This is a genomic window from Pseudomonas fontis (genome assembly GCF_028656955.1).
GTDB lineage: Bacteria > Pseudomonadota > Gammaproteobacteria > Pseudomonadales > Pseudomonadaceae > Aquipseudomonas > Aquipseudomonas fontis.
Map to the genome: position 1 here is coordinate 1 of NZ_JAMDGY010000033.1, position 12,936 is coordinate 12,936.

12 protein-coding genes are annotated in these 12,936 nt (G+C 63.3%); 3 read left to right on the top strand and 9 right to left on the bottom strand.

Annotation, left to right across the window (positions count from 1 at the left end; all coding sequences use genetic code 11):
• Window positions 1-73: 73 nt before the first annotated feature.
• Both M5G11_RS13925 and M5G11_RS13930 read right to left on the bottom strand, forming a co-directional pair.
• Window positions 74-931, bottom strand: a complete 858-nt coding sequence (locus tag M5G11_RS13925) for a TIGR02285 family protein (RefSeq protein ID WP_273911793.1) — start codon at window positions 929-931, stop codon at window positions 74-76.
• A gap of 20 nt (window positions 932-951) precedes the next feature.
• Complete coding sequence (locus M5G11_RS13930) at window positions 952-2,151, bottom strand: CaiB/BaiF CoA transferase family protein (protein ID WP_273911794.1); 1,200 nt, start codon at window positions 2,149-2,151, stop codon at window positions 952-954.
• A gap of 153 nt (window positions 2,152-2,304) precedes the next feature.
• Between M5G11_RS13930 and M5G11_RS13935 the strand changes: the two genes are divergently transcribed.
• The 3 genes from M5G11_RS13935 (at window position 2,305) to M5G11_RS13945 (ending at window position 5,823) form a co-directional block, all read left to right on the top strand.
• Window positions 2,305-2,847, top strand: a complete 543-nt coding sequence (locus M5G11_RS13935) for a YaeQ family protein (RefSeq protein WP_273911795.1) — start codon at window positions 2,305-2,307, stop codon at window positions 2,845-2,847.
• A 56-nt stretch (window positions 2,848-2,903) separates the two neighbouring features.
• Window positions 2,904-4,613, top strand: a complete 1,710-nt coding sequence (recJ, locus tag M5G11_RS13940) for a single-stranded-DNA-specific exonuclease RecJ (RefSeq protein WP_273911796.1) — start codon at window positions 2,904-2,906, stop codon at window positions 4,611-4,613.
• 103 nt (window positions 4,614-4,716) lie between these two features.
• Entirely contained in the window at window positions 4,717-5,823 is a 1,107-nt protein-coding gene (locus M5G11_RS13945) for an NADH:flavin oxidoreductase/NADH oxidase (protein WP_273911797.1), read from the top strand.
• A gap of 294 nt (window positions 5,824-6,117) precedes the next feature.
• Here the strand turns inward: M5G11_RS13945 and M5G11_RS13950 are convergent, their stop codons facing one another.
• The 7 genes from M5G11_RS13950 to M5G11_RS13980 all read right to left on the bottom strand — a co-directional run bounded on the left by M5G11_RS13950 (window position 6,118) and on the right by M5G11_RS13980 (window position 12,927).
• Window positions 6,118-6,450 (bottom strand): type II toxin-antitoxin system HicB family antitoxin, encoded by a 333-nt coding sequence (locus M5G11_RS13950; RefSeq protein WP_273911798.1) that lies wholly within the window; start codon window positions 6,448-6,450, stop codon window positions 6,118-6,120.
• A complete protein-coding gene (locus M5G11_RS13955; RefSeq protein WP_273911799.1) occupies window positions 6,447-6,701 on the bottom strand; it encodes a type II toxin-antitoxin system HicA family toxin in 255 nt (84 codons plus the stop codon). The genes M5G11_RS13950 and M5G11_RS13955 overlap by 4 nt, the downstream gene beginning before the upstream one ends.
• Before the next feature lie 115 nt (window positions 6,702-6,816).
• Window positions 6,817-8,679 carry an NAD(P)-binding protein gene (locus M5G11_RS13960; RefSeq protein ID WP_273911800.1) on the bottom strand — a complete coding sequence of 621 codons (1,863 nt, stop codon included), beginning with the start codon at window positions 8,677-8,679 and terminating at the stop codon, window positions 6,817-6,819.
• Between the two features lie 17 nt (window positions 8,680-8,696).
• Window positions 8,697-10,121, bottom strand: coding sequence for a gamma-aminobutyraldehyde dehydrogenase (locus tag M5G11_RS13965; RefSeq protein ID WP_273911801.1), 1,425 nt, complete (start codon window positions 10,119-10,121; stop codon window positions 8,697-8,699).
• Between the two features lie 17 nt (window positions 10,122-10,138).
• A complete protein-coding gene (locus tag M5G11_RS13970; RefSeq protein ID WP_273911802.1) occupies window positions 10,139-10,945 on the bottom strand; it encodes an ABC transporter permease in 807 nt (268 codons plus the stop codon).
• Window positions 10,935-11,885: an ABC transporter permease gene (locus M5G11_RS13975; RefSeq protein ID WP_273911803.1), complete on the bottom strand. Its 951-nt coding sequence runs from the start codon at window positions 11,883-11,885 to the stop codon at window positions 10,935-10,937. Before M5G11_RS13975 ends, M5G11_RS13970 begins: the two co-directional genes overlap by 11 nt.
• Before the next feature lies 1 nt (window position 11,886).
• Window positions 11,887-12,927, bottom strand: a complete 1,041-nt coding sequence (locus M5G11_RS13980) for an ABC transporter ATP-binding protein (protein WP_273911804.1) — start codon at window positions 12,925-12,927, stop codon at window positions 11,887-11,889.
• Window positions 12,928-12,936 lie beyond the last annotated feature (9 nt).

Below are 12,936 nucleotides of genomic sequence, written 5' to 3' on the forward strand. Positions count from 1 at the left end.
GTAAGGGCGGAAGGGGCCGGCAAAGCCAAAAAATCAAATGGATAAGCCCACTAATCCCCCAAAAACAACAGCATCAATGCCGATCATGCCCCACAAAAAAACCATGACTATCGCGCAAATACTCATCCTGCGAAGCCGAATCCAACCACCGCGCATACATCGGCGGCAACGCCTCCTGCCTCAACCCCTGCAACAGCTGATCAATATGCGCAATCGCCTCCCGCCCCAGGTCGGTATCCGAACACCCCACATGCACAAATTGATACCGCGCCACACCCTGGATCGGATAGTAGATCAGCGCATCCGCCGCCAAACCTTGCTGGGCCCCGAGGTAACGGATCTCCGGCCAATACCCTAAAAGCATCTGCAAACGCCCCAACTGCTGCATCTGTAGCAGGCTGGCCACCGCATTGTCGCCATAGTGACGACTCAACGACTGCTCCGGCGCCTGCTTGATGATGTCGTCGATCGGCGTGCTGTAGCTGCGCTCAGCCACCAGCCCCAACTTGATCGACTGGCTGTCGAGCAACGCCCGCAAGTCCACCTCGCCATTTTTCAGATAAGGCTCCAGCAACGGTCGCTGCTGTGCCCCCAGGATCAAGCCATTGCTCAAGGTACCCATGCTCGGAATGGAGAAGGCAATGAACCGCGCCCGCTCCGGGGTCCACAGCAAGGTCGGGTCGCAGGCGAAGTTCTTGCTCTGCAGCACCTGCAGGGCCCGCGCACGATTGACCCGGATAATCTGGTGGTCGTACTCGGGCATGTTGTGGATCAACACCGCAAGCATCTGGTCGATAGCGCCCTGGCCCTTTTCCGGGCCCTCGAAGATGGTCAGCGGCGGCAGGTCACGCAGCAACCAGACCAAGGTTTCCTTGGCCCAGGCCGACGCCGGCAGCAACCCCAGCAGGATGCCGAGCAATGGGCCGAGCAAGGCTCGGTGAGTCAGCCGGCTCAGATAGCGCCCTGTTTGCGCAAGTGGGCGATATCGGCCGCGTCGTAACCCAGCTCACCCAGCAGCAACTCGGTGTGCTCGCCCAACTCGGGCCCCACCCATTCGGCTGAACCCGGCGTGTCCGACAGCTTCGGGACAATGCCCGGCATCTTGAACGGCTTGCCATCCGGCAACTTGGCCTGGAGGAACATCTCCCGGGCGAGGAATTGCGGATCACCGAGCATGTCCTCGGCCGAGTAGATCCGGCTGGCCGGCACACCGGCGTCGTTGAGGGTCTGCATCAGGTCGTCCAGCGGCACACTGGCAGCCCAACGGTCGATCACTCCGTACAGCTCGTCACGGCGCGCGTCGCGCCCGTCGTTGCTGGCCAGGCTCGGGTCGTCAGCCAGGTCAGCACGACCAATGGCCTGCATGAAACGCTTGAAGATCGCATCACCGTTGGCACCAATCTGCACATGCTTGCCATCTGCACTGGTGTGGATCGAGGAGGGGGTGATGCCCGGCATGATGTTGCCCGTGCGCTCACGAATGAAACCGAACACGTCGAACTCCGGCACCATGCTTTCCATCATGGCAAAAATCGCCTCGTACAACGCCACGTCCACCACCTGGCCCTGGCCGCCGTTGACCTCACGGTGCCGCAAGGCCATCAACGCGCCAATCACCCCCCACAAGGCGGCAATCGAGTCGCCGATGGAAATGCCGGTACGCACCGGCGGGCGGTCTTCGAAACCGGTGATGTAGCGCAGCCCGCCCATGGACTCGCCAACGGCACCAAAACCGGGCTGATCCTTCATCGGCCCGGTCTGGCCAAAACCGGACAAACGCACCATGACCAGCTTGGGGTTCAACGCATGCAGCACGTCCCAGCCCAGGCCAAGCTTTTCGAGCACACCTGGGCGGAAGTTCTCAATGAGGATGTCCGCCTCGCCCAGCAGCTTCTTCAGGATGTCGAGGCCGTCGGGATGCTTGAGGTTGAGCGTCAGCGACTGCTTGTTGCGCGCCTGCACGAACCACCACAGCGATGTGCCTTCATACAACTTGCGCCACTTGCGCAGCGGGTCGCCGCCGTCTGGGGATTCGATCTTGATGACCTGGGCGCCAAATTCGGCGCAGATCCGTGAGGCGAACGGGCCGGCAATCAAGGTGCCGAGTTCAATGACTTTGAGACCGTCGAGGGGTTTGCTGGGCAAGGGCATGGGGCATCCGTTACGGCGGGACAGTGCGCTAGGTTTTATCACAGGGCGATTGCTTCAGATACTGCTGTAGCGCAGTGAATGGATGGTTCAGTTCGTTGATCGCCCCCGCATCGGTTAGACTGAGCGACATTTTTCGTTAGCAGAAGCCCGTTCATGGCCCAGCCGTCCACCACCTACAAATTCGAACTGAACCTGACCGACCTCGACCGCAACGTCTACCAGAGCGTCAAGCAGACCATCGCCCGCCACCCGTCCGAAACCGAAGAGCGGATGGCTGTGCGCCTGCTGGCCTATGCACTGTTCTACAACGAGCATCTGTCGTTCGGTCGTGGCCTGTCGGACGTCGATGAGCCAGCGCTGTGGGAAAAAAGCCTGGACGACCGCGTGCTGCACTGGATCGAAGTGGGCCAGCCCGACGCCGACCGCCTGACCTGGTGCTCGCGCCGTACCGAACGCACCAGCCTGCTGGCCTACGGCAGCCTGCGCGTGTGGCAGACCAAGGTGCTTGATTCAGTCAGGAACCTGAAGAACGTCAACGTCGCCGCCGTACCGCAGGAAGTCCTCGAAGTGCTTGCCAAGGACATGCCACGCGCCATCAAGTGGGACGTGATGATCAGCGAAGGCACCGTGTTCGTCACCGACGACCGTGGCCAACACGAAGTCCAGCTTGAGTGGTTGATGGGCGAGCGCGGCTGAGGCCGCATTCCCCGAACGTTTTTGTCCCCGCCTTTCAGAGAAGCCCTAGCCGACCCATGCGTATCGAACCGCGTCCCCTGCCCGACACCCTGCCGTTCCTGGGCGATCTGCCGCCCTTGCTGACCCGCCTGTACGCCGCCCGTGGCGTACACAGCGCAGAAGAACTGGACAAGGGGCTGGCGCGGTTGCTGCCGTATCAGCAGCTCAAGGGAATCGAGGCGGCCGTGGACCTGCTGGTCGAGGCACTGGCGCAGCGCCAGCGCATTCTGATCGTCGGCGACTTCGATGCCGACGGCGCCACGGCCAGCACTGTGGGTGTGCTGGGCCTGCGTTTGCTGGGCGCGGCGCATGTCGATTACCTGGTGCCCAACCGTTTCGAGTACGGCTATGGCCTGACCCCGGAAATCGTCCAGGTCGCGCTGGAGCGCACGCCACACCTGCTGGTTACCGTGGACAACGGCATCTCCAGCGTTGAGGGCGTGGCGGCAGCGAAGGCGGCCGGGCTCAAGGTGCTGGTCACCGACCACCACTTGCCGGGCAACGAATTGCCGGCGGCCGACGCCATCGTCAACCCGAACCAGCCTGGCTGCACCTTCCCGAGCAAATCGCTGGCCGGTGTCGGGGTGATCTTCTATGTGCTGATGGCCCTGCGCGCGCGCCTGCGCAGCCTGGGTCACTACGAGTCCAAGCCACAGCCGAATATCGGCGAGCTGCTCGACCTGGTCGCCCTGGGCAGCGTGGCCGACGTGGTGCCGCTGGACGCGAACAACCGCATCCTCGTGCACCAGGGCCTTGAGCGCATCCGCGCCGGGCGTGCCCGGCCTGGGCTCAAGGCGATCCTGGAAGTGGCGCGTCGCGAGCACGGCCGGATCACCTCCACCGACCTGGGCTTCATCCTCGGCCCACGCCTGAATGCGGCCGGTCGCCTGGACGACATGAGCCTGGGCATCGAGTGCCTGCTCAGCGAAGACCCGGACCAGGCGCGGGAAATGGCCGTGCAACTGGACGAACTGAACCAGGACCGCAAATCCATCGAGCAGGGCATGCAGCGCGAGGCGCTGGCCCAGCTCAAGGACCTGCCGTTGGAATCGATGCCGTTTGGCCTGTGCCTGTTCGAAGCGGACTGGCACCAGGGGGTGATCGGGATTCTGGCCTCGCGCCTGAAAGAACGTTATCACCGCCCAACCATCGCCTTTGCCGATGCGGGCGAAGGCATGCTCAAGGGCTCGGCGCGCTCCGTGCCGGGCTTCCATATCCGTGACGCGCTGGACGCAGTGGCCGCACGGCACCCGCAATTGATCAGCAAGTTCGGTGGCCACGCCATGGCCGCCGGGTTGTCGCTGCCGGCACAGAACTTCCAGGCATTTGCCGACGCGTTCGACGAGGAAGTGCGGCGTCAGCTGCGTGAAGAAGACCTGACCGGTCGTCTGCTGTCCGACGGCACCCTGGCCGTCGAGGAGTTCCACCTGGAGCTGGCGCGTGCCTTGCGCAATGCCGGGCCGTGGGGCCAGCACTTCCCCGAGCCGCTGTTCCATGGCGTGTTCCAGCTGGTGTCGCAACGCGTGGTGGGTGAGCGTCACCTCAAGGTCGTGCTCAAGAGCGAATGTGGTTCGGTGACCCTGGACGGCATCGCCTTCGGCGTGGACCGCGACGTGTGGCCGAACCCGACGGTGCGCTGGGTCGAGCTGGCCTACAAGCTCGACGTCAACGAATTCCGTGGCCAGGAAAGCGTGCAATTGATGATCGCGCACATCGAGCCGCGCTGAACCACGCAGGGCAAAGTGGTCTAGGCTCTAGAAACCGGCACTGAGCCAAGGGGACACATGACGCTCGGGTCGGCCTACCATTGGAGTCCTGGGAGGTGCCCTCATGAGCCTGTTGCTTGAGCCTTACACCCTGCGTCACCTGACCTTGCCCAACCGCATCGCGGTCTCGCCGATGTGCCAGTATTCAAGTGTCGACGGCCTGGCCAACGACTGGCACCTGGTGCATCTGGGTAGCCGCGCCGTGGGTGGTGCGGGCCTGGTGTTCACTGAAGCCACGGCGGTTACTGCCGATGGCCGGATCACTGCCCAGGACCTGGGCCTGTGGGACGACGCGCAAATCCCGCCCCTGCAACGCATCACCCGATTCATTACTGCCCAGGGCGCTGTCCCGGGCATTCAGCTGGCGCATGCCGGGCGCAAGGCCAGCACCCATCGGCCGTGGCTGGGCAAGCATGGCAGCGTCAAGCCGGAGGAGGGTGGCTGGGTTCCAGTCGGGCCTTCGAAAATTGCTTTTGACCCGCAGCACACGGCGCCTACCGAGATGAGCCCGACGCAGATCGACGATGTGATCCAGGCGTTCGTCGAGGCTGCGCACCGGGCGTTGAAGGCCGGTTTCAAGGTGGTCGAGGTGCATGCGGCGCATGGCTATCTGTTGCACCAGTTCCTGTCGCCTTTGAGCAATCAGCGGCGTGATGAATATGGCAGTTGTTTCGAGAACCGTATTCGCCTGACCTTGCAGGTGACCGAGGCGGTGCGTGAGGTCTGGCCGGATGAATTGCCGGTGTTTGTGCGGGTCTCGGCTACCGACTGGGTGGAGGATGGCTGGAACCCGGATGAAACCGTGGAGCTGGCCAAGCGCTTGAGAAAAATTGGGGTGGACCTGATCGATGTGTCCTCGGGCGGGACCTCGGTGCATGCGGAGATCCCGACCGGGCCTGGGTATCAGACGCGCTTTGCGGCGAAGGTGCGCGAGGAGTCGGGGATAGCCACCGGGACGGTGGGGATGATCACCGAACCTGCGCAGGCCGAGCATATTCTGCGTACGGCACAGGCCGACATCATCTTCCTGGCGCGGGAGTTGTTGCGCGACCCGTATTGGCCGTTGCATGCCGATGATGACCTGGGCGGGAGTCGCGCGGTATGGCCGGCGCAGTATCAGCGCGCGACCAGTCGCGAGCAGCCGATTCACGAGTCTGACTTGAGGGACTGAGGGCGCGCACGTTCGTGTGTAGCCGCTGCCGCCAGGCTGCGCTCGCCTGCATCGCAGGCGCGGCCTTTGGGAGCCCTGCGGTCTCCAGCGCAGCCTGTCGGCAGCGGCTACAACCTATCGCTGGCAAGGCCAGCTCCCACAGTATCAGCGGCGGTCGCGATTTCTGTGGGAGCGGGCTGGTCCCGCGATCTGCCGCAAAGCGGCAGCAAGCTAGTTAGGCGTGGTATGTCCGAACGATCACATACGCTCGATCGCGGGAAAAGCCCGCTCCCACAGATTTCGATGCAGCCCACCTCAAGCCAATGCAGCGCGGCTCAGTACTTCGCTCACCCATTGATTGATGCTTTTATCGGCCAATTCCGCTTTCGCCGCCACGCTGGCATGCAGTACCGGCTCCAAGCGCAGGCTCAACTTTCCCGAGTAGGTTTTCTGTGGCTCACGCTTGAGGCGTGCGCACGTCTCAAGGTAGTCATCCACGGCCTCTTCGAACGCCGAGCGCAATTGGGCCACCGATTCGCCATGGAATCCGATCAAGTCGCGAATCCCGGCAACATGACCGACGAAAAGTTGATCTTCATCGCTGTACTCGATCCGGGCCGAGTAGCCCTGGTAACTCATCACATTCATGGTGTCACTCCTGCCTGCTCAAGGAACAAGCGTGCATCGCGGATCTGATAGGGCTTGGCTTCCTTGTCAGGATGAGGACGATGAAACGTCACGATCACACCCCGCAGTTCGAAGCGTACGCGCGAGCCTCGGCCTTCGATTGCCTGAGCACCCAACGCAATCAGCAATGATTCGATGCGAATCCACTCAAGGCCTTTAGGGGCTGGTTTGCTGAAGAGTATCTTCAGTGTTCTGCATTGATGAGTATTCATGGTATCAGATTATGATACCGATGCATGCCGCTCAATGGCTCAACGGTAGGAGGCGAAAGCACACCGTGCAGGAGATTTCCGAAAGCGCCCCACCAGGCGGTGGGGCTCAAACCCCTCAGCCCAGTTCCCCCACCGCCCGCCACGCCTCATCAATCGCCGCATGCGCATACGCACTCCAGCCAGCATCCGAGTTGGCAATGCTGACCTTGCCCAGCGGCTGGCGCGCCGCCGCGATCCATTGCTCATCCTGCGCAGCGTCGTCATACAGGCTGTTGGTGAAATACGAGTAACCATGGGACCAGCGGTTCACCGTGATCGCTAGGATATCGCGCTGATGATCAAAGCCACCCGGCCCAAGCATGCGCTGCAACTGGTCACGCAACTGCGCTTCCATCTGCTCGAAAGTCATCGCGTACAGCCGCGCCCGCCCGGCACGGGCCTGGGCCCGGGCATTCATGCCGCTGTTCGGTGTGGTCGGCACGTAGACCATGTGCAAGCCAATCGGCTGTGACGGATCGCGCGGGTGCTCATAGCCGCCCATGCTCACCGGATAGTCCAGCTTGATCCGGCTGTACGGCAGCGTCGCGGCGTAGATCTCATGCACCCCCAGTTGCTTGAACGCCTGCCAGTTGCGCACGATGACCTTGGTGTACACCAGCGGGAACTTGACGTTCTGGCTCAGGGCGAAGGCCTGCTCCTTGGACAGGTCGCGCAGCACATACGGGATCATCATGTTGTAGCAGGCCATCACGCAGTGCTTGCCGCGTACCTGTGCCAACTCACCACCCTTGCTGTAGCCGACGTTCACCCCACCCTCGACGTTGCGCACGCTCACTGCCGTGCTGTTCAGGCGAATGCGCACCGGCTGCCCGGCCTTGTCCAGTTGGCTGTAGTCGAATGGCGCCAGGACGATATCCTCCATGCCCTGGCCAGGCGCCACGGCGGGGATCAGGCTGCGCACCAGCAGCCGCGCCAGCGAGGCATTGCCGTCGGGGAAGTGGTAGATGTACGGCTCTTCCATCTCCGCCTGGGCTTCTTCGCTGATCGGCTCCAGGCCCATCGCCGAAAAACCGGGGAAGCCAACGCTGTAGGCGTCATAAGCCGGCACCGCATCGATGCTCAAGGCCGAGAAGTCGTTGGTGCGGCTGAGGAAGTACTTCACCGCAGTCGGCGACAGGCCGACGTCCTCGAGCAGGAAGTCCTGGTAGCTGGTGCGTTCCAGGTGCTTGGTTTTTTCTTCGAGGGACTTCCCCTTGAGGTAGTCGCGCGGCGCCTCATGCAGGTCGATCAAGGCCTGGCGGTCGGCCTGCGGCAGCGGGAAATCATTGATGAATTCGCCAATCGGCCGCGCGTTGAGTTGCTCCGGCGCAATGTCGTCGGCCACCATCGGCGTCGGGTCGCCGGTTACCAGCTTGTCTTCGCCAAAGGTTTCCTTGTCGAAGAACACCGCCCGCGACAGGCCCAGGTCCGGGTAGAAGTTGCGCTCGAAAGCGCTTTCGAAGCGCTTGATATCCACCCCGAGCTTTTTCAGCAGCCCATTCACTTCGGCGCTGTAGAGGTGGTTTGGCGACTGGAACGCTTCGCTGCCGCCGTAGCCGATGATCATCCGCCCCCCGGCGCTGAACTCGTTGCGCTTGGCATGGCCGCCGAAGTCGTCGTGGTTCTCGATGATCAGGATGCGCGCCGCCGGGTGCTTCTCGCGATAGAACCACGCCGCCGACAGGCCGCTGATCCCACCACCTACCACGATCAGGTCGTATTGCTCGCTGATCGGCAAGGCATCGGTGGCGAAGCTCTTTTTCTCCCAGCCCATCTGGTGCGCCACTTCAAAGGCACCAACATGGCTGCCGCGCATACCGGTCAGGGCCGGCGGGTAATACCGGCCCTCTGCCGCCGCCTGGAGAATCTGCAGCGGGGTGAGCCCCGCCGCGATACCGATAGCGACCCCGTTGAGGAAGTCGCGCCGGGTGATTTTCATGAGGTGTCCTTACCAGATCAGTGTTTGAACATCACATGCCGGACGCAGGTGTAGTCTTCGAGCCCGTACATGGACATGTCCTTACCATAGCCGGACAATTTCTGACCGCCATGGGGCATTTCGCTGACCAGCATGAAATGCGTGTTCACCCAGGTACAGCCGTACTGCAAGCGTGCTGAAAGGCGATGGGCGCGGCCGACATCCTGGGTCCACAGCGACGAGGCCAGGCCATAGTCGGAGTCATTGGCCCAGGCCAGCACTTGTTCCTCGCTGTCGAAGCGGGTCACCGAGACCACCGGGCCGAACACTTCGCGGCGGACGATCTCGTCGTCCTGCTGGGCGTCGGCCAGCACGGTCGGCTCGAAGAAGAAGCCGTCACCAGGTACCGCCTTGCCCCCGGTGACCAGGCGGATATGCGCCTGGGCGATGGCCCGCTCGACCATGCCGGCGACCTTGTCGCGGTGCTGGGCGGTGATCAGTGGGCCGAGCTCGGTGTCCGGGTCGTCCTGCAGGCCGTACTTGATGGTGCTGACGGCTGCGCCGAGTTTTTCCACGAACTTTTCGTAGATGCCTTCCTGCGCATAGATGCGGCAGGCAGCCGTGCAGTCCTGGCCGGCATTGTAGAAACCGAAGGTACGAATGCCCTCGACGGCGGCGTCGATGTCGGCATCGTCGAAGATGATCACCGGCGCCTTGCCGCCCAGTTCCATGTGCATGCGCTTCACGCTGTCGGCGGTGCTGGCGATGATGTTGGCGCCGGTGGGGATGGAGCCAGTCAGCGAGACCATGCGCACTTTCGGGTGGGTGACCAGTGGCGAACCCACGCTCGGCCCACGGCCGAAGAGGATGTTCAGCACGCCGGCCGGGAAGATTTCGCTGGCCAGTTCAGCCAGGCGCAAGGCGGTCAATGGGGTCTGTTCGGAGGGCTTGAGCACCACGGTATTGCCGGCGGCCAGGGCCGGGGCGATCTTCCAGGCGACCATCATCAGCGGGTAGTTCCATGGCGCGATGGAGGCGATCACGCCGATCGGGTCGCGGCGGATCATCGAGGTGTGGCCCGGCAGGTACTCGCCTGCCGCCGACCCGCTCAGGCAGCGGTTGGCCCCGGCAAAGAAGCGGAACACGTCGGCAATCGCCGGGATCTCGTCGTTCAGCGCAGCGCTGTAGGGTTTGCCGCAGTTGTCGGACTCCAGCCTGGCCAGCTCTTGACCATGGGCCTCGATGGTGTCGGCCAGTTTCAGCAGCAGCATCGAGCGGTCTTTGGGCGTGGTCTGTGACCAGCTGTCGAACGCATGGTCGGCGGCGCGCACGGCGGCATCGACCTGGGCTGCTGTCGCTTCGTTGATCTCCACCAGCGTGGTGCCCAGCGCGGGGTTGAGTACCGCATAGCTGGCGCCTTCGCCGGCGACCAGTTGGCCATTGATCAGTAGTCGGGTTTGCATGGCTAAATCCTCCGGAGTTATTTGCCGCTGCCGGCAACGCTTTCGCCGCCGCGGGTCAGGTAATAGGCGCCGAGAATCGGCAGCATGGTGACCATCATCACCAGCATGGCGACCACGTTGGTCACCGGCACGTCGCGCGGCCGGCTGAGCTGGTTGAGCAACCAGATCGGCAAGGTGCGTTCATGCCCGGCGGTGAAGGTGGTGACGATGATTTCATCGAACGACAGGGCGAACGCCAGCATGCCGCCGGCCAGCAGCGCCGAGCCGAGGTTGGGCAGGATGATGTAGCGGAAGGTCTGCCAGCCGTCGGCGCCGAGGTCCATCGAGGCCTCGATCAGGCTGTGCGAGGTACGCCGCAGGCGAGCGATGACGTTGTTGTAGACGATCACCACGCAGAAGGTCGCGTGGCCGACGACGATGGTGAAGATCCCGGGCTCGATGCCCAGGGTCTTGAACGCCGAGAGCAGGGCGATGCCGGTGATGATGCCGGGCAGGGCAATCGGCAGGATGAGCATCAGCGAGATGCCTTCCTTGCCGAAGAAGTTGCGTCGGTACAGCGCCGCCGACGCCAGGGTGCCGAGCACCAGGGCGATCAGCGTGGCCAGGCACGCCACCTGCGCCGAGAGCTTGATCGACTCCAGCACATCAGGACGCGAGAACGCCACGCTGAACCACTTCAGGGTAAAGCCCTGGGGCGGGAAGCTGAACGCCGCGTCTTCGGTGTTGAAGGCGTAGAGGAAGATGATCAGGATCGGGAAGTGCAGGAACACCAGCCCGCCCCAGGCAGCCAGGCGCAAGCCCAGCGAGGCTTTTTCAGAGTGCATCGAAGGCCCCCAGGCGTTTGACGATGGACAGGTAGATGGCGATCAGCACGATCGGCACCAGGGTGAAGGCGGCGGCCATCGGCATGTTGCCGATCGCGCCCTGCTGGGCGTAGACCATGCTGCCGATGAAGTAGCCGGGCGGGCCTACCAGTTGCGGCACGATGAAGTCGCCCAGGGTCAGCGAGAAAGTGAAGATCGACCCGGCGGCAATGCCCGGCACCGACAGCGGCAGGATCACCTGCATGAAGGTCTGCCGAGGTTTCGCACCGAGGTCCGCCGAGGCTTGCAGCAAGGACGGCGGCAGGCGCTCCAGCGAGGCCTGGATCGGCAGGATCATGAGCGGCAACCAGATGTAGACGAACACCAGGAAACGCCCCAGGTGCGAGGTCGACAGGGTGCTGCCGCCCACCCCGGGAATGCCCAGGATGAATTGCAGCACTGGCTCCAGGTTCATCTGCTGGACGAACCACTGGGCGACGCCGCCCTTGGCCAGCAGCAGGGTCCAGGCGTAGGCCTTGACGATGTAGCTGGCCCACATCGGCATCATCACCGCGATGTAGAAGAACGCCTTGGTCTTGCCGGTGGTGTAGCGCGCCATGTAGTAGGCAATCGGGAAGGCCAGGGCGGCGCTGGCCGCCGACACGGCGATGGCCATGCTCAGGGTGCGCAGGATGATGTCGAAGTTCGCCGGGTTGAACAGCGCGGCGAAGTTGCCCAGGGTCAGGTCCGGGGTCACCGCCATGGTGAAGTCGTCGAAGGTGTAGAACCCTTGCCACAGCAGGTTCAGCAGCGAGCCGAGGTAGATCGCGCCGAACCAGATCAGCGGCGGGATGAGCAACATCAGCAGGTACAGGTTGGGCCGCCGATAGAGCAGGTTGCAGAAGCGCCGCAGCGGTGAGTCGAGGGGCCGCAAGGCCGGGTTTTCCAGGGCCAGGCTCATCTCAGCGGCCCTCGCCCAGTGCGGTTTCCTGCAAGGCGGTCATGGCCTCGCGGGCCCAGCGCGCCTGCACGCGCTGGCCGGTTTGCCAGGGCTGGTTCTGCTCCTGCCATTGGTTGTTGGCGTGGCTTACCGCCAGCAGTTGGCCGTTGTCCAGTTTCAGTTCGTAGCGGGTGGCGCTGCCCTGGTACTGGATATCGTGCAGCAGGCCGCTGACCTGGATCTCGTGGCTGGTGGCAGCCTGCTCGCCCAGGCGGATATGCTCCGGGCGAATCGAGAAGGGCAGTTGGCTGCCGTTGAGTTGCTGGGCCAGGTCGCCACGCACTACGTTGGAGGTGCCGACGAACTCGGCAACGAAGGTGGTCGCCGGTTTCATGTAGAGGTTGCGCGGGGTATCCACTTGCTCGATGCGCCCGCGATTGAACACCGCGACGCGATCGGACATCGACAGCGCTTCGGTCTGGTCGTGGGTCACGAAGATGAAGGTGATGCCCAGCTGGCGTTGCAGTTTTTTCAGCTCGCTCTGCATCTGCTCGCGCAGCTTCAGGTCGAGGGCGCCCAGCGGCTCATCAAGCAGCAGCACTCGTGGGCGGTTGACCAGCGCGCGGGCCAGGGCCACCCGCTGGCGCTGGCCACCGGACAGTTGCACCGGTTTGCGCTCGCCGTAGCCATTGAGGGCAACCATGGCCAGGGCTTCTTCGGCGCGTGCCAGGCGTTCCTGCTTGGCGACGCCCTTGACCTTGAGGCCGTAGGCGACGTTGTCGCGCACGTTCATGTGCGGGAACAGGGCGTAGTCCTGGAACACCGTATTGACGTCGCGCTGGTAGGGCGGCAGGCCGGCGGCTTCGGCGCCGTGAATGCGGATCGAGCCGTGGCTGGGTTGTTCGAAGCCGGCGATCAGGCGCAGGCAGGTGGTCTTGCCTGAGCCGGAGGGGCCAAGCATGGAAAAGAACTCGCCGTCCTGGATGTCGATGGAGACCTGGTCGACGGCTTTGACTTCGCCGAACGAGCGGGAAACCTGGGTGAACTGGACTGCAAGGGTCATGGTGGCGTG